Here is a 293-nt window from a genome sequence, read left to right on the forward strand (position 1 = left end):
AACATGCGCTGGAAAGCCATTTCGTGCAGGCTGACCGCGGCATCGGTCTTGTGCGCCCCGGCGGTGCGTAACTTCGACGCTGTCCATTGGGTGTCATACAGGGGGGTGCCGTATTCGTCGTCGTCCGTGTGTACGGATTGCAATAGGGTCTTTTTCCATCCTTTCGGTGTCGACACGCGATTCAGATCGACCAACTGGGCGGCGTCTCCCTGGAAGTACAACTCCTGCACGTCGCCCCCGATGTTGAGCGAGTCGGCCGACACGCGCACGGAGATGCTGTCCTTCTTGCTGCC

The 293-nt window shown here is 60.1% G+C and carries 1 protein-coding gene; it reads right to left on the reverse strand.

Annotation, left to right across the window (positions count from 1 at the left end; genetic code table 11):
* The coding region (locus F2P45_RS35115; RefSeq protein WP_166882760.1) for a hypothetical protein at positions 1–293 on the reverse strand (293 nt) is incomplete at both ends.

This window comes from Massilia mucilaginosa (genome assembly GCF_011682145.1).
Lineage (GTDB): Bacteria > Pseudomonadota > Gammaproteobacteria > Burkholderiales > Burkholderiaceae_D > Telluria_A > Telluria_A mucilaginosa.